The following is a 19,141-nucleotide window of genomic DNA, read 5'->3' on the forward strand; positions in this document are numbered from 1 at the left end:
GCCGGGCCCCGGTGACGGCCGCCGGGGGCCGTCACTGGGCATCCGTCACCGGGGCGGCGCCGCGGGCGGCGCGGTGTCGGTCGCCGGCAGCTCCGCCTCCGTGCCCGCGGCCGCGGGCTCGCCGTCGTCGGTCTCCGGCGTGCTGTCGGGCACGGTGGGCACGTTCGGCGCGGGCACGGACGCCAGCACGTACAGGCGGCCGGCCGCGGCCCCGAACACGCGGTTGAAGTTGCGCAGGTAGGCGTCGTAGACGGACGTGCTCTCGATGGTGAGCATCGCCTCGTCGTTGTACCGCAGCGCCGCCGTGGTGTAGCTGTGGCTGCCGGTCATCACGACCTTGCGCCTGCGGCCGTTGTACCAGCCGTCGATCAGCAGGTACTTGGAGTGCGCCTCCCGGGTCTGCTTGGAGGTGAAGAACCGGGCCTGCGGGCCGCCGTTGCGTCCCGGCTGCCGCAGCGCCTTCAGCGTCGACTCGCCGAATTCGGCGCTGACCAGCCGCACGTCGCAGCCCGCGTCGTCCAGCTTGGACAGCCGCTTGGCCACGGCCGTCCGGGTGAACAGCCCGCTGGACAGCCGCACCCGGGTGCCGCCCAGGCAGCTGACCTTGTCCAGCACGTCGGCGATCGGGTCGCCGCTCGCCTTGGGGAAGAAGGTCACCGAGCGGTAGCCGGACCGGTACGTCCGGAAGTAGTTGCCGTTCGCGCGCCGCTTGGCCAGGTCGTAGAAGTACTTGCGGTAGGCCTTGTAGAGCTTGGCGTCCGTCAGCGTGTACGCGTCGTTGTACTGGACGTACATGCCGCCGGTGGCGTTACCGGACGTCTGCACGACGACGTTGCGCGAGCTGTAGGTGCGCGAGAACGCGTAGAACTTGTTGTGGTTCTTGCCCCACTGCCCGGAGACCTTGGGGGCGATACAGCCGCGCCCCTTGGGGCAGGTCACGATCCAGGACGAGCGGCGCGTGCTCGTGCCGAGGTTCTTGCGCAGGTAGTCGTAGACGTACCGGCGCTTGTTGGGCGAGTCGGAGTCGACGACGACGCGCACCTTGGCCCCACGCCTCTTGGCCCGCACCAGCTCCTTGGCCATGCCGGCGGTGTTGAGCCGGAACAGCGCGACGTCGATCTCCGCGCCCTTCGGGGTGTTCCGGATGAGCTTTTTGATGTAGAGGTCGAGCGCGCCCTGCTGCGTCTTCGTCCCCGTCGGCAGGTTGAACCGCGGCCCCTGCGGCACGTAGTACTTCTTCTTCGTCTTCTTCTTCGGCTTGGCCGCCGCCTTTCCGGTCAGCGCCCCCGTCGACGGCTGCGCCAGCGCGCCCCCCGCCGTCGCCACGTCCACGCCCCCGACGGCCAGCGCCACCAACAGCCCACCAGACACAAGCCCCAAACGCAGCATTCTTCGCTCCCCGCAGCAAACTCAGGAAGCGGGACATTAGCAGTTTTTGAAACCTTTCAGACTCCGTTCACCAACACGTCATAGGCCACATACGGCCACGCCTTCCGGATGTGCGACGGCGCCGGGCAGGCGGACACGCGAACGCCGTGCCGCCCCTATCGGGCGGCACGGCGTTCGGCCAGGTCAGACGGCGGATCAGGGGCCGGTGGTGGGCACGATCTCCGGGGCGCCCCGGCGGCGCGCGTCGGCCTCCTGGTCGCCCAGCTCGTTCTGCGAGTCCCGCTCGGCCTCGATGCGCTTGCTGTAGTACTCGACCTCGCGGTCGGTCTGCTTCTTCGACCAGCCGAGGACCGGCGCCATCAGCTCGGCCGCCTCGCGCGCGACGCCCACGCCCCGGTCCCACGTCTCGATGGAGATGCGGGTGCGGCGGGACAGCACGTCGTTGAGGTGGCGGGCGCCCTCGTGGGTCGCCGCGTAGACGACCTCGGCACGCAGGTAGTCGTCCGCGCCGGTCAGCGGCTTGCCCAGGTCGGGCCGCTCGGCGATCAGCGTGAGCAGGTCGTCGACCAGGGTGCCGTAGCGGTGCAGCAGGTGCTCGACGCGGGCGACGTGCAGCCCCGAACGCGCGGCCAGGCGGTGCCGAGAGTTCCACATGGCCGGGTAGCCGTCCGCACCGACCAGGGCCACCCGGTCGGTGCACGACTCGGCGACCTTGCCGTCCAGCCCGTGCGCGACGGCGTCGATCGCGTCCTTGGCCATGACCCGGTACGTGGTGTACTTGCCACCCGCGACCAGCACCAGGCCGGGCACCGGATGCGCCACGACGTGCTCACGGGACAGCTTGGACGTCTCGTCGGTCTCCCCCACCAGCAGCGGACGCAGCCCCGCGTACACGCCCTCCACATCGTCGTGCGTGAGCGGCGTGGACAGCACCCGGTTGACGTGTTCGAGCACGTAGTCGATGTCGGCACGGGACGCCGCGGGGTGCACTTTGTCCAGGTCCCACGCGGTGTCGGTGGTACCGATGATCCAGTGCCGTCCCCACGGGATCACGAACAGCACCGACTTCTCGGTGCGCAGGATGATGCCGGTGGAGGAGTGGATGCGGTCCTTGGGCACCACCAGGTGGATGCCCTTGGACGCGCGCACGTGGATCTGGCCGCGGCCGCCGACCAGCTCCTGGATGTCGTCGGTCCACACGCCGGTGGCGTTGACGACCTGCTTGGCCCGCACCTTCGCATCGGTGCCCGACTCCAGGTCGCGGATGCGCAGCCCCGTCACCCGCTCGCCCTCGCGCAGGAACCCGACGCACTGGGTGCGCGAGGCGATCTGCGCGCCGTACTCGGCGGCCGTGCGCAGCACCATCATCACGTACCGGGCGTCGTCCACCTGGGCGTCCCAGTACTGGATCGCCCCGGTGAACGCGTCCTTGCGCAGCGACGGCGCCAGCCGCAGCGCCCCCCGCCGGGTCAGATGCCGGTGGCGCGGGACGCCCCGGGTGCGGCCCATCTGGAACGACAGCAGGTCGTACAGCGCCACCCCGGCGCCGAAGTAGCCGCGTTCCCACACCCGGTGCGTCGTCGGCAGCAGGAACGGCACCGGCCGCACCAGGTGCGGTGCGACCCGCTGCATCAGCAGGCCGCGCTCGGTCAGCGCCTCGCGCACCAGGTCGAAGTTGTACTGCTCCAGATACCGCAACCCGCCGTGGATCAGCTTGGAGGACCGCGAGGACGTGCCGGAGGCGAAGTCGCGCGCCTCCACCACCGCCACCGACAGGCCCCGGGTGGCGGCGTCCAGGGCGGCGCCCGCGCCCACGATGCCCCCGCCCACGACCACGACGTCGAACTCCACGCGGGCCATGCGCTCCAGCGCCTCGGCCCGCTCCGCCGGGCCGAGGCGCGAGCTGCCCAGTCCGGTCACCGGCGATCCGGCCATCGCGATCCCCCCTGTGCGGTCGGGTGTCCGTCAGTTCCTACCCCACGGTAGGGACTCGTCCACACGAACCGGACCGGCGAATCCGGGCGGCCCTCAGTGCGCCGCGGTCGGCGCGACCACGACCTGCACCCGCTGGAACTCCTTCAGCTCGGTGTACCCGGCGGTCGCCATCGCCCGCCGCAGCGCCCCGATCAGGTTCATCGACCCGTCGGCGACGTGCGAGGGGCCGTACAGGATCTGCTCCAGGGTGCCGATCGTGCCGACCTCCAGCCGGGTGCCGCGCGGCACGTCGCCGTGATGAGCCTCACTGCCCCAGTGGTAGCCGCGGCCGGGCGCCTCGGTGGAGCGGGCGAACGGCGAGCCCACCATCACCGCGTCCGAACCGCACGCGAACGCCTTGGCGATGTCGCCGCTGTTGGTCATCCCGCCGTCGGCGATCACGTGCACGTAGCGGCCACCGGACTCGTCCAGGTAGTCGCGCCGGGCGGCGGCCACGTCGGCGACGGCCGTGGCCATCGGCACCGCCACGCCCAGCACGGTGCGGGTGGTGTGCCCGGACCCGCCGCCGAAGCCCACCAGCACGCCCGCCGCGCCCGTGCGCATCAGGTGCAGCGCCGCCGTGTACGTCGAGCACCCGCCGACGATCACCGGCACGTCCAGGTCGTAGATGAACTGCTTGAGGTTGAGCGGCTCGGCCCGGCCGGACACGTGCTCGGCCGACACGGTGGTGCCGCGGATGACGAACAGGTCAACCCCGGCGTCGATCACCGCCTTGTGGAACTGCGCGGTGCGCTGCGGCGACAGCCGCGCCGCCACGGTCACCCCGGCCTCGCGGATCTCCTCGATCCGCCGGCCGATCAGCTCCTCCTTGATCGGCGCGCTGTAGATCTCCTGCAGCCGCCGGGTGGCGCGGGCGTCGTCCAACGAGGCGATCTCGGCCAGCAGCGGTTCGGGATCCTCGTACCGCGTCCACAGCCCTTCCAGGTCGAGCACGGCCAGCCCGCCCAAACGGCCGATGGCGATCGCGGTGGCCGGGCTGACCACGCTGTCCATCGGCGCCACGACCAGCGGCATATCGAACCGGTAGGCGTCGATCTGCCAGGCGACGCTGACCTCCTCGGGGTCGCGGGTGCGCCGCGACGGTACGATGCCGATCTCGTCGAAGGCATACGCGCGCCGGCCGCTCTTGCCCCGGCCGATCTCCACCTCAGCAGCCACAGCTCAATCCTCTCCAGGCGAAACCCGCGATGACGCCCCGCAGAGACTACCCGCGTCAGCGGCCCTGGTAGTTCGGGGCCTCCACGGTCATCTGGATGTCGTGCGGGTGGCTCTCGCGCAGCCCGGCCGAGGTGATCCGGATCAGCCGCCCCCGTTCGTGCAGCTCGGGGATCGTCCGGCAGCCCGCGTACCACATCGACTGGTGCAGCCCGCCGACCAGCTGGTGGGCGACGTTGGCCAGCGGCCCCCGGTAGGGCACCTGCCCCTCCACGCCCTCGGGGATCAGCTTCTCTTCGGCGGTGACGTCGGCCTGGGCGTAGCGGTCCTTGGAGAACGAGCCGCCGCGCTCGCGGTTGCGCATGGCGCCCAGCGAGCCCATGCCGCGGTACGACTTGTACTGCTTGCCGTGCACGAAGATCAGCTCACCGGGGGACTCCTCCACCCCGGCCAGCAGGCTGCCCAGCATCACCGTGTCGGCCCCGGCCACCAGGGCCTTGGCGATGTCGCCGGAGTACTGCAGCCCGCCGTCGCCGATCACCGGCACTCCGGCCTCCCGGGCCGCCCGCGCCGCCTCCATGATCGCGGTGATCTGCGGCACGCCGACCCCGGCGACCACGCGGGTGGTGCAGATCGAGCCCGGGCCCACGCCGACCTTGATCGCGTCCGCGCCCGCCTCCACCAGCGCCTTCGCCCCCGCGTAGGTGGCCACGTTGCCGCCGACCACCTCCACCCGGGAGTTCGCCTTGATCTTTGCGACGGTGTCGGCCACGCCCTTGGAGTGACCGTGCGCGGTGTCCACCACGATCACGTCGGTGCCCGCCTCGACCAGCGCCTGCGCCCGCCGCACCGCGTCCTCGCCGACCCCGACCGCGGCGGCCACCAGCAGCCGCCCGTCGGCGTCCTTGGTGGCGTTGGGGTACTGCTCGCTCTTGGTGAAGTCCTTGACGGTGATCAGCCCGCGCAGCCGCCCGTCGGCGTCGGTCAGCGGCAGCTTCTCGATCTTGTTGCTGGCCAGCAGCCGGAACGCCTCCTCCCGGGAGACGTTCACCGGCGCGGTGACCAGCGGCATCGGGGTCATCACCTCGCGGACCGGACGGGAGTGGTCGGTCTCGAACCGCATGTCGCGGTTGGTCACGATGCCGACGAGCACGCCCCGCACATCGGTGACCGGCACCCCGGAGATCCGGTAGCGGGCGCACAGCTCCTCCACCTCGGCCAGGGTGGCGTCCGGCAGGCAGGTCACCGGATTGGTGATCATGCCGGCCTCGGAGCGCTTGACCCGGTCGGCCTCGGCGGCCTGGTCCTCCACGGACAGGTTGCGGTGCAGCACGCCGATGCCGCCCTGGCGGGCCATGGCCACGGCGGTGCGGGCCTCGGTGACGGTGTCCATGGCCGCCGACACCAGCGGGATGCGCAGCGACACGTTGCGGGTCAACCGGGTGGTGGTGTCGGCCTCGCCCGGCTGCATGTCCGAGTAGCCCGGCAGCAGGAGCACGTCGTCGAAGGTCAGCCCCTCGGGCAGGACCTGGCTGGCCTGGGGCTGCACTGCGGCGACCTGGGCTTCGGGGTTCATCGGTGTCGCGGCGCCGGCTCCGCCGGACGCGGTGCCGTCGGGGACGGTGCGCCGTGGGACGGAACGGGGTACGCCGCTTCCCTCCTTCCGGATGGTGTGGGCGCGTGATCCATCGGCCCGTGCGGGCCTTGCGGGCGACGCCGCCGGGCGGGGCGGCCTCCGGCCCGGGTCGCCGGGGCTCACCACCATCGTAGGGCGTGCGCCCAAACCGGGTACGGCGCTTCGCGCCGCAGGTCACGTGGCCTTGGTGACATTGAACGGCGGCCGCCGGTCCCGTAATTCCCGATCACGGAACGGGAAAGCTCGATCATTCTTCGCGCCCGGCCGGGATCGGGACTCCCCTTCGCCCGCACCCTGGCAGTAGCGTGGAGGGGTGCACGACGATGCCCCACTCGACCCGTTCGCCGGCGACCCGGAGGACCCGGCCGCCTCGCTCGGCGACCCTGGGGAGGATGTCGCTCCGCTCAGCGTGGCGGAGCGCGAGGACGTGCTTGCCGATCTCGCCGACCTGGAGGTCTTCCGGGCGCTCCTGGAGCCGCTGGGGGTGCGCGGGCTGACCGTCGACTGCGGCGACTGCGGCAAGCCGCACTACATCGACTGGGACCTGCTGCACGGCAACCTGCGCCACCTGCTCGACGAGGGCACCCCGCGGGTGCACGAGCCCGCGCTGGCGCCCGACCCGGTCGACTACGTCTCCTGGGAGTACGCCCGGGGCTATGTCGACGGCGTCATAGACAGCGAAGAGGGCCGCGACACCGACTAGCCGCGGCGGCCGCGCAGGACGCGCCGAGCGCGTCCCCTGGATCGGCGCGCCCCCATAAAACCCGGCATACCCGTCAAGTCCGGCATGCACGTCACACCCGCAATATCCCAACTGCTCCACCGCACCGCCGCCCCTCGCGTCCCACACGGTGACGAAAAAGCGCGGCTCAGTGTCGCGGCGGAACTGCCCGACCGGCCTGGCTAGAAGCGGTACTTGTACGCCCGCTCCACGATCTCGCACGGTAGCGCAAGATCACTTAAGTTTCGTTCGCTTGTTCGATACAGCGATTCACCTGGCGGTGAATCGCCTACCCCTGTCCTGCTCCGCAGGGGGCCGATTCCTCCCCCGCCTGAAGGCGGGGGTCTCCTCGGAGGTCTCCGATGACTGTGGGGCCGACGGGCCTGGCGAGTCGGCGGCGGTTCAGGGGCGGTCGCGGCGCGGGTCGTTTCGGGTGCGCCCGGTGTCCTTGTCCTGCTCGCTGGTCCGCTGGTCTAGCGCGTTCTGCCAGAGAAGGCGCGATTCGCCGCTGCGGCGGGACTGGCCGGCGGGCCTGGTGAGCCAGCGGCGAATCTCCTCAATGCGCCGCCGGAACTCGTTCTCGGCCGGCGGGGCCGGCCACTGCAGCCCGGCGGAGGGGGTGGCGCCCGGCCGGGCCGGTTGGATGAGCGTGTCGTCCGGAGCGGTCGGCGACGGCGAGGGCGATGCCGACGGGGCGGGTGACCGTACGCTCCGGTCGGCCGCGCGGTCGCGGCGCTCGGCGGGTTTCCGGGACGGCGCCGGTGACGTGGACGTGCGCGGCACGGCCCGCGCCCGTCCGGCGTTCGCGCCGGACCCTGTCGCGGGAGGCGCCGCGCGCAGCGTCTGCCGCTTGGTGTCGGCGGACGGGTCGTCCGCAGGTCTGGTGATCTGCTCGCCGGACGGAACGTCGTGCGCCGACCGTCTGCTCAGGTCGCCGCCCGCGGCGGCCACCCCGCCCGACGCCAGCACCGCGCCCGCCACCCCGAGCGCCACGATCGTACGGCGGCCGCGGCGGCGCGGTCCGGACGGCGGCTCGGGCCCGGGACGGCGCCCGGGGCCGGGCTCGGCCACGTCGGCGACCAGCGCCCGGAGCAGGCGCACCGCCGGATCGGACTCCGCGCCCGCGGCCCGCAGCCGCTCGTCCAGCTCGGCCTCGGCGTCGCCGGGCGTCCCGGACTCGTCCCGCGGTGCACCGGGCTCAAAAGCGGAGGCGGCGGGCTCAGCGGCGGGTGCAAAGGACGCAGCGTGCCGCGCCAGCGCCTCGAAGACCGCGTCGGTGCGGCGCACCGCACTCAGATCGCCGGTCAGGGCCCCGGAGGCGGGGGCATCGCCGCGGCGGGAGGGTTCGACCGGTTCCGGGGCGCCCGTCCTGCGCTCCGTCAAGCGATCGACTCCTCTCTGGCCATCGCCCGAAGCCGGGCCAGGGCCCGGTGCTGCGCGACCCGTACCGCCCCAGCGGACATGCCCAGTACATTACCGGTCTCCTCCGCCGACAGACCCGCCACCACTCGCAGAAGCACCAGCTCACGCTGGTGGTCGGGGAGACGGGTGAGCAGGTCGCGGGCGCGCTGGGCCTCGATGTAGCGCACCACCGTCTCCTCGGGGCCGGGCCGGTCGTCGGGACCGTCCGGCAGGTCCTCGGTCGGCACGGCCGCCCGGACCGCGCTGCGCATCGCGTCGGCGATCTTGTGCGCGGCGATGCCGAAGACGAACGACGCGAACGGCCGCCCCATGTCGCGGTAGCGCGGCAGCGCCGACAGCACCGCGATGCAGACCTCCTGGGCCACGTCGTCGGCGATGTGGTACTGCCCGGACACGCGGCCCAGCCGGGCCCGGCAGTACCGGACCACCATGGGGCGCACCTGGCCGATCAGCACCTCGATCGCGCCCGGGTCGCCCTGCACGGCCAGGTTCGTCAGCTCTTTGAAGTCTCCTTCCTCGGGCCGCCCGCCCTCCGGCGACACCGCGCGCAGCTGCCGTCGGCGGCCGGTGTCGGGGGGCGCCGGCGGGGCCGGGCCTCCCGAGGGTTCGGTAGCGCGCGCGGTCGTGGTCCCGGCGTAGCATCCCTCGGTCACGTAGAGCATGATGCCCAGCGCGCTCCGCCCTGTCTCCACCGTGCAAGACAACGGAATGGTCACAGTGCGGCCGTCCGGCGCTCTTTCGTCACGCCGCGCGCCCGTCCCGGCGCGCAAAGTGACCACAAGGCGGGCGAAAAGAGCCCCCGCCGGGTCGCCCGGCGGGGGCTCTTGGACGCGACCGGAACGGTCAGTGGCCGTGACCGTGCCCGTGGCCGTGGCCGCCGCCGGCGGCCTCCTCGGGCTCCTCCGGCTTCTCGACCACGAGGGCCTCGGTGGTCAGCAGCATGCCCGCGATGGACGCGGCGTTGCTGACCGCCGACCGGGTCACCTTGACCGGGTCGATGACGCCCTGGGCGATCAGGTCGCCGTACTCGTCGGTGGCGGCGTTGTAGCCGTGGCCGGTCTGCAGCTCCTGCACCTTGGAGACGACGACGTAGCCCTCCTTGCCGGCGTTCTCGGCGATCCAGCGCAGCGGCTCGACCAGCGCGCGGCGCACCGCCTCGGCGCCGACGGCCTCGTCGCCGGACAGGCCGAGGGTCTCAAAGCCCTCCTTGGCCACGTGCACCAGCGCCGAGCCGCCGCCGGAGACGATGCCCTCCTCGATGGCCGCGCGGGTCGCCGAGATGGCGTCCTCCAGGCGGTGCTTCTTCTCCTTCAGCTCCACCTCGGTGGCCGCGCCGACGCGCAGCACGCACACGCCGCCCGACAGCTTGGCGAGGCGCTCCTGCAGCTTCTCGCGGTCCCAGTCGGAGTCGCTGCGCTCGATCTCGACCCGGATCTGGCGGATGCGGTCCTCGATGTCGGAGGCGGCGCCGGCGCCGTCCACGATCGTGGTGGCGTCCTTGGTGACCGTGACCCGGCGGGCCCGGCCGAGGTCCTCCAGGTTGAGGTTCTCCAGCTTCAGGCCGAGGGCCTCGCTGACCACCTGGCCGCCGGTGAGGATGGCCATGTCGGCGAGCATCGCCTTGCGGCGGTCGCCGAAGCCGGGGGCCTTGACCGCGACCGAGGAGAAGGTGCCGCGGATCTTGTTGGCGACCAGCAGGGCCAGCGCCTCGCCCTCGACGTCCTCGGCCACCACCAGCAGCGGCTTCTTGGTCTGGGCGACCTTCTCGGCCAGCGGCAGGAACTCGTTGACGTTGGAGATCTTGCCGTCGACGATCAGCACGTAGGCGTCCTCGAGGACGGCCTCCATGCGCTCGGGGTCGGTCACCATGTGCGGCGACAGGTACCCCTTGTCGAACTGGAGCCCCTCGGTGAACTCCAGCTCCAGGCCCATGGTGTGAGCCTCCTCGACGGTGATCACGCCGTCCTTGCCGACCTTCTCGAACGCCTCGGCGATCAGCTCGCCGATGCCGGCGTCCTGCGCGGAGATGGTCGCGACGTGCGCGATCTCGCCCTTCTCCTCGACCTCGCGGGCGACCTTGAGCAGCTGGTCGGACACGTGCCGGGCGGCCGCGTCGATGCCCCGCTTGAGGCCCAGCGGCGAGGCGCCCGCGGCCACGTTGCGCAGGCCCTCGCGGACCAGCGCCTGGGCCAGCACCGTGGCGGTGGTGGTGCCGTCGCCGGCGATGTCGTTGGTCTTGGTGGCCACCTCCTTGGCCAGCTGGGCCCCCAGGTTCTCGTAGGGGTCCTCCAGCTCGACCTCGCGGGCGATGGTCACACCGTCGTTGGTGATGGTCGGCGCGCCGAACTTCTTGTCGATGACCACGTTGCGGCCGCGCGGGCCGATGGTCACCTTGACGGCGTCGGCGAGGCGGTCGACGCCGCGCTCAAGGGCCCGGCGCGCGTCCTCCTCGAACTCCAGGATCTTCGCCATGCGAAAAACAGTCTCCCTTCGCGCGAACCGCCCCGGTCCGCCCCTGTTGACGGGCCGGACCGGGGCGGTGCGTCACAGCTCGGACGCCTTACTTCTCGACGATCGCGAGGACGTCACGCGCCGAGAGCACGAGGTACTCCTCGTTGTTGTACTTGACCTCGGTGCCGCCGTACTTGCTGTAGAGCACGACGTCGCCGACCTTCACGTCGAGCGGCACCCGCTCGCCCTTGTCGTCGACGCGACCCGGGCCCACGGCCAGAACGGTGCCCTCCTGGGGCTTCTCCTTGGCGGTGTCGGGAATGACCAGGCCCGACGCGGTGGTGGTCTCGGCCTCAAGCGGCTGGACGACGATGCGGTCCTCAAGCGGCTTGAGAGCAACCTTGGTGGCGGTCGTCACGATCTGACCTCCCCTTCGGTGGTGTCCTCGGCCGGCGTGAAAGGGCCGGCCGCACATGTGGCAGAAGAGGCGACCCCGGACCGGCCTGCCGTCGCGGGTGCCAGACCGACCTCGTCGCTTATTGGCACTCTCAGCTTGAGAGTGCCAGTCATGGAGACTATGCCGTGGCCGGGGAGGCGTCAACACGAACACGTGCGCACCCCCGGCGCCGGCACCGCTACCGTCCGGGGTATGGACATCGAGGCGTTCCGGGCCCTGCCGGGCCCTGCGGGCCGCGCCGTGCTCGCGGCGGCCGCAGAGGCGGACCTGAGCGAGAACGCCCTGCTCAGCACGGCTGCGCGCCTACGAGAACGCTACCCCGCCGACCTCGTCGCCGCCGCTTTGACCCAGGCCCGGCTGCGGGTGCGCGCCCGCGCCAAGTTCGGTCCGGACGCCGACCTGATGTACTTCACCCCCGACGGTCTGGAGCAGGCCACGCGCGCCCGGGTGGCCGCCCACCGCGCGCACCGCTTCGCCGCGTACATGGACGCCTGCGGCGGGGTGGTGCTGGAGATGGGGTGCGGCATCGGGGCGGACCTCATCGCCCGGGCGCGGCTGGGGTGCCGCGGCGAGGGCGTGGAGCGGGACGCGCTGACGGCTGCGGTGGCGCGGGCGAACGTCGAGGCGCTGGGGCTGGCCGGTCTGGCGTCCGTCCGCGAGGGCGACGCCACCCGGGAGGATCCCGCCGGGTATGCGGCGGTGTTCGCCGACCCGGGGCGGCGCACCGGCCGAGGGCGCGTGTTCGACCCCCGGGCGTACGAGCCGCCGCTCGGCACCGTCATGGATCTGGCCGCGCGTGCGCCCGCCGGGTGCGTCAAGGTGGCGCCGGGCATCCCGCACGATGCGATCCCGAACGGCGTGGAGGCCGAGTGGATCTCCGTCGGCGGGGACGTCAAGGAGGCCGCGCTGTGGCTGGGCGGGCTGGCCGGGACGGCGGGCCGCCGCGCGACGGTGATCCGGTCGGACGACCCGGACGCCCCCGCCGCGACGCTCACCCCCGAGCCCGGACTGGACAAGCCGGACGTGCGCCCGTGGGGGCGCTATCTGTACGAGCCGGACGGCGCGGTGATCCGCGCGCACCTGGTCGCCGAGGTGGCCGCGCAGGTGGGCGGCGGTCTGGCCGACCCGCGCATCGCCTACGTCACCGCCGACGCGGCCGTGGCGACGCCGTTCGCGGCGGCCTACGAGATAGAGGACGTGCTGCCGTTCTCGGTCAAGCGGCTGCGCGGCGAGCTGCGCCGCCGCGACGTCGGCATCTTGACGATCAAGAAGCGCGGTTCGGCGGTGGACGTGGACCGGCTGCGCCGCGACCTCGGGTTCACCTCCCGGGCGCGCCGGGGCGGGAGCGAGGCGACCGTCGTGCTCACCCGCGTGGGCCGGGCTCCGGTCGCGCTGCTCGCCCGCCCGCTCCCCGCCGGAGAATAAACGAAGATCTCACCTGCGACCGAAAGATCTCCCCGCCGCTTAATGTTCCCAAGCGGATTCGGGAGACGCGCCGGACACACCGAAAGCGTTGCCCACACCGCGGCATCGCGTTCGCTAAGCAATGCGCCGCTCCCGGACCGCGCGCGCCACACTGGGAACCGCAGGCGGCCGAAGAAAAGCGACCCCCGCAATTGACGGGCGAACGCGCTCCCTCGGCGCGCCTGCCCGCACCGCGTCCCCGGGCCCGGCAGACTGGGCGCCCGCAGGCGGGCTCGACCCGGCGCCGCGGCGTCGGAGGCGGCCGCCCGCCCGGCTCGCCCGTGAACCGTCGGAAATGACCTCGCCCAGGATGTTCTCCCCTGTTACCGCCTCCCGGAAAACCAAGTGCATTCCACAGAACTCGCAATGTTTCCCGTTCCCTTTATCGCGACGCCGCGCAACCACTACAGTGAGGCGTTCACGATTCAATGCCGCACGCCATTTCATCGCGTCGGCACACGAAGGAGCATCGGGTGGAAACGAATCACAACTTCCTGCAGACGGGGGGTCAACCGGTCTCGGATCGGATGCGGGAGTTGCTCGCCCGTGCGGCGCAGGACCACGTCTACGAACAGCGCTCACAGGGTCAGGTCCTGGACGAGATCCGCCAGCGGCTGGAGGGGATGGAATGGCTGCTGCGCGAGGTCCGGGAACGGGAGCTGAACGGGCTGACCGGGCAGCTCGACGGAGTCCGGGGGCAGGTCGAGGAGCTGGCGGGCAAGCCGCCGGAGTGGGCCGAGGGCCTGGCCGAGCACATCGAGGCGGTGGGCGAACGGGTCAAGCCGGTGGCCGAGCTGCCCGCGCTGTGGGCCGACGTGGGGGTCGTCGCCGAGAACGTCGACGAGGGGCTGACCCGGCTGCAGGCGGTGCTCGACTCCGCGCAGCACATCAACGACGTCACCCAGCAGGCGTCGCAGCGCATGGAGGAGATGGCCAAGCGGCTGGACAAGCTGCAGGGCAGCATGGAGGCGGCCTCCGTCCGGTTCAACCGGCTGGACAAGTCCCTGGCCGAGCTGGGCCACCGGGCCGAGAAGCTGGAGCACTCGATCAGCGGGATCACCGCCCGGGTCGACCAGTCGCTCGGCGAGATGGCCGACCGGGTGGAGCAGGGGCTGGAGGCGGTCAACGGCCGGGTCGAGGGCGTCGGCGGGCGGCTGGACGGCCTGGACGGCCGGCTGGACGGGCTCGATGGCCGACTCGAGGGGCTGTCGGGCAAGCTGGACGGCCTGGACGGGCGGTTCGAGGGCATCGACGACCGGATCGGCTCGCTGGGCGAGCGGCTGGACCGGCTGCCGGCCACCCTGGAGGTCGGCGAGCTGCACCGCAAGCTGGCCGAACTGGCGCAGCGGCCGGTGATCGACCACGGCGACCGGTTCGACGCGCTGGAGAAGCACCTCGCCGACGCGGTCCACCCGCTGATCGAGGAGCTGCGCGCCCGGCCCGACCGGGACGAGGTCAAGGCCACCATGGCGCAGATCGCCGAGACCGCCTACACCGACGTGGCCAAGCGCATGGACGAGTTCTCCCGCCGGTTCGAGGGCCTGCACGAGGACGTCCGCAAGCGCATCGAGGGCATCCACGAGGAGGTCACCCGCAAGGTCGACGGCGCGCTGGAGGAGTTCACCACGCAGGTGGAGATCGTCTCCCGCCGGGTCGAGTCGGTGCACGCGGACGTCACCAAGCAGGTCGAGTCGGTGCACACGGAGGTGGCCCGGCAGGTGGGCGGCGTGCACGAGGACATGAGCAAGCGGATCGAGGACGTGCACGAGGACGTGGCCAAGCAGGTCGATGTCATCCACCAGGACGTCACCCGGCGGGTCGGCGGCCTGCAGGACGCGTTCGCCAAGCGCGTCGACGGCTGGCAGGAGGAGGTCGCCCGGCGCACCGACGCGGTGCACGCCGAGCTGGGCCGCCGGTTCGACGATGTCCAGGAGGAGGTCGGCCGCAAGGTCGATTCGGTGCACGGCGATGTCACCAAGCAGGTCCACGCGGTGCACGAGGACATGCTCAAGCGGCTGTCCACGCTGGAGGAGACGATGCTGGCGCTCGCCGAGGCGCTGCTGCGCCCCCGGCGCGAGGCCAAGGAGTAGCCGGGGCCGCGCAGGGCCCGCGACCGGCTGTCAGGACCGGCTCGTGCGGCGGGGCGCCCACCCGCTCCCGTGCGCCCACGGCGCCCCGCCCCGGCACATGCGTTTCCTCCGGCGAATACCCTCCAAGGCCGCAAGGCGTCGCGGTGACGCCTCCCGGTGACGTGCTTTTTGTTACGTTCCGTCTTCGCAAAATCACTGCCAACCCACGCCCGAATCGGTTTTCATGGTTCCCGTGACCCAGTCTCCGGCTCCCCGGTCTCCCGTCGGCACCCCGCCTGACAGCGACACGCTGCGCTGGGTGGAGGAGTGCTTCGGCCGGGGCGCCGTGGTGAAGATGGTGCGTCCGTTGCCGGGCGGGGCCGCCCACGTCAACCACGCGCTGCTGGTCGAGAGCGGCTCCGGTGCGGCGCACCGGCTGGTGCTGCGGCGGTGGCTGCCGCACCCGCCGCCCGCGCACGCCGTCGGCGAGGGCGGTGCCGCGCGGCCCGCCGTGCCGGGCGTGGGCGCCGAGTTCTCCCCCGAACGCGAGATCGCCGCGCTGGCGCTGCTGGCGGGCTGCGAGGTCCCCACGCCGTCACTGGTGGCGGCCGACCCGGCGGGCGCCTACTGCGACGCGCCCGCGCTGATCATCGAGCGGCTGGCCGGGCATCCGCCGCGGCCGTCGCCCGGCGACCTGCCCGAGTACCTGATCCAGATGGCGGCCGCGCTGCTGTCGGTGCACGCGGTCAACGGCGCGTCCACCATGCCGCCGTACGTGCCGTACAACCGGCTCGAGGTGCGGCGGCCGCCCGCGCACGCGCAGCGTCCGGCGCTGTGGGAGCGGGCGTTCGACGTGGCGTCCGGCCCGGCGCCCGAGGCGCCGTCCAGGTTCATCCACCGCGACTACCAGCCCGACAACACCCTGTGGTCGTACGGGCGGCTGACCGGCGTGGTGGACTGGTCGGACGCCTCCTACGGCCCGATCGCCGTCGACATCGCGCACATGCGGGTGCATTTGGCGCTGCGGTACGGCACGGCCGCCGCCGACCGGTTCCTGTCGTCGTTCGACCAGGTGTCCGGCGGCTACCGGCACGACCCGTACTGGGACGTGCGCACCCTGCTCGACCTGCTGCCCGAGGGCACCGGGCGGATCATGGACGAGGCGCACGTGCCCCTGTTCGAGGACTACCTGGCCGCCCGGCTGGCCGAGCTCGGCGTCTCCGCCACGTCCTGACCCGGCCCCGGGCGCTCAGATCCGGATCGAGTCGATGGGCAGGCTGGAGTCGGCGTGCAGGCCCAGATCGGACGGCGCCACCCCGGACGACACCATCTCGGCGCCCAGCGCGGCCACCATCGCCCCGTTGTCGGTGCACAGCTTGGGACGCGGCACCCGCAACCGCACCCCGGCGGCGTCGCAGCGCTCCTGCGCCAGGGCCCGCAGCCGCGAGTTGGCCGCCACCCCGCCGCCGATGAGCAGGTCGTGCACGCCGTGGTCGCGGCACACCTGGAGCGCCTTGCGGGTGAGGACGTCCACCACGGCCTCCTGGAACGAGGCGGCCACGTCCGCGACCGGCACGGGCTCGCCGGCTCGCTCCCTGGCCTCCACCCAGCGCGCCACGGCCGTCTTCAGGCCGGAGAACGAGAAGTCGTAGGTGCCGTCGTCGTACTTGCCGCGCGGGAACCAGATCGCGTCGCGGTCCCCCTCGCGGGCGCGCCGGTCGATGACGGGGCCGCCGGGGAAGCCCAGGTCGAGGACGCGGGCGACCTTGTCGAACGCCTCGCCGGCCGCGTCGTCCACGGTGGCGCCCAGCGACCGGACGTCGCCGGCCACGTCCGGCACCAGCAGCAGCGACGAGTGCCCGCCCGAAACCAGCAGCGCCACGCACGGACGCGGCAGCGGCCCGTGTTCGAGCTGGTCGACGGCCACGTGCGCGGCCAGGTGGTTCACCCCGTACAGCGGCTTGCCCAGCGCCAGCGCGTACGCCTTGGCCGCGGCCACGCCCACCATCAGCGCGCCCGGCAGGCCGGGCCCGGCGGTCACGGCGAGCGCGTCGACGTCCCGCATGGCGACGCCCGCGTCGGCGAGGGCGCGTTCCACGGTCGGGGTCATCACCTCCAGGTGCGCGCGGGAGGCCACCTCGGGCACCACCCCGCCGAACCGGGCGTGCTGGTCGACGCTGGAGGCGATCGCGTCGGCCAGCAGCGTGGTGCCGCGGACGATGCCCACCCCGGTCTCGTCGCAGGACGTCTCGATGCCCAGCACCAGGGGCTCGGAGTCACGGATCATCTGTCTCGCCCTCCTTCCGGGCCGAAACCGACGGGCGGGCGGCCGTCCGGCAGGCGGCGCATCACGATGGCGTCCACGCCGGACGGCTGGTAGTAGCGCCTGCGCAGCCCGACCCGGTGGAACCCGAACCGCTCGTACAGGCGGCGGGCCCGGTCGTTGTCGGCGCGCACCTCCAGGAACACCGCCTCGGCGCCGCGCCGGCCGGCCTCGTCGAGCAGCTCGGTGAGCAGCGCCGCGCCCACGCCCTGGCCCTGCCGCTCGGGCGCCACGGCGATGGTCTGCACGTCGGCCTGCCCGCCCGCGGCGGCCAGGCCCGCGTACCCGATGATCGCGCCGTCGTCCTCGGCGACCACGTAGTGGCGGGTGCGGGGCTGGTCGGCCAGCTCGCCGCGCAGCATCTGCTCGCTCCAGGCGTCCTCGGGGAACAGCCGCCGCTCCAGCCGCAGCACCGCCGGCAGGTCGGCGGCGGTCATGGCGCGCAGCCGGACGCCGCTCACTGCGACACCCTCTTGCGCGGGCCGGGTTCGCGGGCGTCGGGGCGCCGCAGGTACAGCGGCTCGGGCGGCAGCAGGCCGGGGCCGGGCGCACCCGACAGCCGGGTCACCACCAGCTCGGCCAGCGCGCCGGCGCTGGGCAGCAGCGGCCGCGGCTCGCGGTCGCGGGCGCCGAGCACCTCGGGGTACAGGGCGGCGCCCTCGCCGATGACCGGCAGGTCGGCCGGCTGCCCGGCGAGCACGTCGGACGGGGGGCCGACGGCCGGGTCGGTGGCGCGCACCGCGGCCGTCTCGTACCGCGCCCAGTAGACCTCCTTGCGGCGGGCGTCGGTGGCGACGACGAACGGCTCCTCGCGCCGCGACTCCCAGGCGATGATGTCCAGCGTGCACACGCCGTGGACGGGGATCTTCAGCGCGTCGCCCATCGCGCGCGCGGTGACCAGCCCGACGCGCAGCCCGGTGTAGGGGCCGGGGCCGACGCCCACGGCGATGGCGTGCAGGTCCTGCGGGGCGGCGCCCGCCTCCGCCAGCGTCTGCGCGATGGCCGGGGTGAGCAGCTCGGTGTGCCTGCGCCGGTCGACGGCCTCGACGCCGCCGCGGCGGACGGCTCCCTCGCCGGGGGACCACTCGTACAGCGCGACGGTCACCGCGGCGGTGGCGGTGTCGAAAGCCAGGACCAGCACGAACTGCAAGCGTAGTGCGTTCCGGGGGGACGTGCGCCCGGCCCGGCCGCCGGATCAGCTCGCGTCCAGAGCGTCCACGGCGCCCTTGACGGCCTCCTCGGCGCCGTCCATGGCGGCGGACGAGCCGAGCGCGTCGCCGCCGTCCCCGCCGCTGTAGTGCACGGTGACCAGCACGTTGCCCAGCCGCACGTTGGCGACGGCCTCGCCGGAGCCCTGCCCCTTGTCGACGCTGTAGACGACGTAGCCCTCGTCGCCCACGCCCTCGATGTCGCGCTTGTCGGTGAGCTCCTGCCCGACCAGCAGCGCCTTGCCGGACTCGTCGGCGGAGCGCTCGTCGGCGAAGGTGCGCCGGGCGGCCTCGACGGGCCCGCCCTGGCCGCTGGTGATCGCCCGCAGTTCCACGGTGAGCTGGCGCTTGCGCTTGCCGTTGTAGGCGCCCCACACGCACTCGCTCTGCTGGTCGCTGGCCTGGTAGTTGTCGGCCGGGTTGCTCTGCGCGCCGGGGGCGAGCCGGTCGGTGATCTCGCTGCTCAGCACCTCGCAGGCGTCCGGGACCTGGGTGCGCTCGCCGCGGGCCGGGGTGGTCTCGGCGGCGCCGCTGCCGATGACCTCGCCGGATCCGCCGCCGTCGCGGCCCACGCCGAGGCCGCTGATGATGACGAAGGCCGCCAGCACGCACACCCCGACGCCCGTCGTCACGCCCGCCAGCAGGGCCGCCAGGCGGCGTCCGGGGCGGCGGTCGCGGCCGACGCGCCGGTGGCTGCCGCTGCCCGCGCGGTGATTGCCGCCGCGATGGCTACCACTCACCGGCATCCACTCCCGAACGAGGAAAGCTGTCAGTCGGATGAAGAGTTCGTTACCGAAGAGTACGACATCCACCCCGGAAGTGGTCGAGCCCCCACTTATCGAAAACGGCTC

Annotated in this window: 16 protein-coding genes; 4 read left to right on the plus strand and 12 right to left on the minus strand. The window is 72.8% G+C overall.

The annotated features are described in order from the left end of the window. Positions 1-45 precede the first annotated feature (45 nt). From QSK22_RS12250 to guaB, 4 genes are all read right to left on the minus strand, one after another. Complete coding sequence (locus QSK22_RS12250; RefSeq protein WP_285494219.1) at positions 46-1,389, minus strand: phospholipase D-like domain-containing protein; 1,344 nt, start codon at positions 1,387-1,389, stop codon at positions 46-48. Between the two features lie 195 nt (positions 1,390-1,584). Further along, on the minus strand, positions 1,585-3,324 hold the full coding sequence (locus QSK22_RS12255; RefSeq protein ID WP_285494220.1) for a glycerol-3-phosphate dehydrogenase/oxidase: 1,740 nt from the start codon (positions 3,322-3,324) through the stop codon (positions 1,585-1,587). Positions 3,325-3,417: 93 nt separating this feature from the next. Continuing rightward, positions 3,418-4,530 (minus strand): GuaB3 family IMP dehydrogenase-related protein, encoded by a 1,113-nt coding sequence (locus tag QSK22_RS12260; RefSeq protein WP_285494358.1) that lies wholly within the window; start codon positions 4,528-4,530, stop codon positions 3,418-3,420. A 67-nt stretch (positions 4,531-4,597) separates the two neighbouring features. Then, positions 4,598-6,115: an IMP dehydrogenase gene (gene guaB / locus QSK22_RS12265; protein ID WP_285494221.1), complete on the minus strand. Its 1,518-nt coding sequence runs from the start codon at positions 6,113-6,115 to the stop codon at positions 4,598-4,600. Between the two features lie 373 nt (positions 6,116-6,488). Here guaB and QSK22_RS12270 point away from each other — a divergent pair, with 373 nt between their 5' ends. Further along, the gene (locus QSK22_RS12270) at positions 6,489-6,878 is read left to right on the plus strand and encodes a DUF5319 domain-containing protein (RefSeq protein WP_285494222.1); all 390 of its coding nucleotides are present in this window, start codon (positions 6,489-6,491) and stop codon (positions 6,876-6,878) included. A gap of 420 nt (positions 6,879-7,298) precedes the next feature. On the opposite strand, the gene QSK22_RS12275 is transcribed toward QSK22_RS12270, so the two are convergent. From QSK22_RS12275 to groES, 4 genes are all read right to left on the minus strand, one after another. Then, positions 7,299-8,279: a hypothetical protein gene (locus QSK22_RS12275; protein ID WP_285494223.1), complete on the minus strand. Its 981-nt coding sequence runs from the start codon at positions 8,277-8,279 to the stop codon at positions 7,299-7,301. Next, a complete protein-coding gene (locus tag QSK22_RS12280) occupies positions 8,276-9,010 on the minus strand; it encodes a sigma-70 family RNA polymerase sigma factor (protein WP_285494224.1) in 735 nt (244 codons plus the stop codon). The genes QSK22_RS12275 and QSK22_RS12280 overlap by 4 nt, the downstream gene beginning before the upstream one ends. A gap of 151 nt (positions 9,011-9,161) precedes the next feature. Then, a complete protein-coding gene (gene groL / locus QSK22_RS12285; RefSeq protein ID WP_285494225.1) occupies positions 9,162-10,790 on the minus strand; it encodes a chaperonin GroEL in 1,629 nt (542 codons plus the stop codon). A gap of 88 nt (positions 10,791-10,878) precedes the next feature. Next, a complete protein-coding gene (gene groES / locus QSK22_RS12290) occupies positions 10,879-11,187 on the minus strand; it encodes a co-chaperone GroES (protein WP_067912313.1) in 309 nt (102 codons plus the stop codon). Positions 11,188-11,418: 231 nt separating this feature from the next. Here groES and QSK22_RS12295 point away from each other — a divergent pair, with 231 nt between their 5' ends. From QSK22_RS12295 to QSK22_RS12305, 3 genes are all read left to right on the plus strand, one after another. After that, entirely contained in the window at positions 11,419-12,651 is a 1,233-nt protein-coding gene (locus tag QSK22_RS12295; RefSeq protein ID WP_285494226.1) for a class I SAM-dependent methyltransferase, read from the plus strand. A 566-nt stretch (positions 12,652-13,217) separates the two neighbouring features. Then, positions 13,218-14,780 carry an apolipoprotein A-IV repeat region-like domain-containing protein gene (locus QSK22_RS12300; protein ID WP_285494227.1) on the plus strand — a complete coding sequence of 521 codons (1,563 nt, stop codon included), beginning with the start codon at positions 13,218-13,220 and terminating at the stop codon, positions 14,778-14,780. Between the two features lie 223 nt (positions 14,781-15,003). After that, the gene (locus QSK22_RS12305) at positions 15,004-15,993 is read left to right on the plus strand and encodes a phosphotransferase family protein (RefSeq protein WP_285494228.1); all 990 of its coding nucleotides are present in this window, start codon (positions 15,004-15,006) and stop codon (positions 15,991-15,993) included. A 15-nt stretch (positions 15,994-16,008) separates the two neighbouring features. On the opposite strand, the gene tsaD is transcribed toward QSK22_RS12305, so the two are convergent. Genes tsaD through QSK22_RS12325 form a run of 4 tightly spaced genes read right to left on the minus strand, consistent with a single transcriptional unit; the run spans position 16,009 to position 19,030 of the window. Next, a complete protein-coding gene (tsaD, locus tag QSK22_RS12310) occupies positions 16,009-17,046 on the minus strand; it encodes a tRNA (adenosine(37)-N6)-threonylcarbamoyltransferase complex transferase subunit TsaD (protein WP_285494230.1) in 1,038 nt (345 codons plus the stop codon). Then, positions 17,043-17,519: a ribosomal protein S18-alanine N-acetyltransferase gene (gene rimI, locus QSK22_RS12315; protein ID WP_502872305.1), complete on the minus strand. Its 477-nt coding sequence runs from the start codon at positions 17,517-17,519 to the stop codon at positions 17,043-17,045. Before rimI ends, tsaD begins: the two co-directional genes overlap by 4 nt. 20 nt (positions 17,520-17,539) lie before the next feature. Next, positions 17,540-18,223 carry a tRNA (adenosine(37)-N6)-threonylcarbamoyltransferase complex dimerization subunit type 1 TsaB gene (tsaB, locus tag QSK22_RS12320; protein ID WP_285494232.1) on the minus strand — a complete coding sequence of 228 codons (684 nt, stop codon included), beginning with the start codon at positions 18,221-18,223 and terminating at the stop codon, positions 17,540-17,542. A gap of 54 nt (positions 18,224-18,277) precedes the next feature. Next, positions 18,278-19,030: a hypothetical protein gene (locus QSK22_RS12325; protein WP_285494233.1), complete on the minus strand. Its 753-nt coding sequence runs from the start codon at positions 19,028-19,030 to the stop codon at positions 18,278-18,280. Between the last annotated feature and the right edge of the window lie 111 nt (positions 19,031-19,141).

The sequence above is a fragment of the Actinomadura sp. NBRC 104425 genome (assembly GCF_030269545.1).
Lineage (GTDB): Bacteria > Actinomycetota > Actinomycetes > Streptosporangiales > Streptosporangiaceae > Spirillospora > Spirillospora keratinilytica.